Annotated in this window: 1 protein-coding gene; it reads left to right on the forward strand. The window is 46.7% G+C overall.

Annotated elements, in window-relative coordinates:
- A partial coding sequence (locus SB725_RS31180) for a hypothetical protein (RefSeq protein WP_410923266.1) occupies window positions 1–274 on the forward strand: 274 nt, incomplete at both ends.

Genomic DNA, 274 nt, shown 5'->3' on the forward strand with positions numbered 1-274 from the left:
GGCGACAAGGCAGACGACTTACTTGATACTATTTGGGAGTATTCACCGCAGTTTAAAGAGGCTGGGATTAGCGCCGAGCGGATGATGGGTATGTTTGCGGCAGGAGCGGACAAGGCGTTTAATTTTGACAAGCTGGGTGATGCATTCAAAGAAGGCTTTGGTATCCGTTTGAACAAGGCTCTCGATGAAAATGCCTTGGGTTCACTCGAGGAAATCTTTGGGGAAAAGAAATTGTTCGACATGCTTGATCAAATCAAAGCAGGTGGGAAAGAAG

Origin of the sequence: Pseudomonas sp. SIMBA_041 (assembly GCF_046535095.1) — a bacterium.
GTDB lineage: Bacteria > Pseudomonadota > Gammaproteobacteria > Pseudomonadales > Pseudomonadaceae > Aquipseudomonas > Aquipseudomonas mucoides.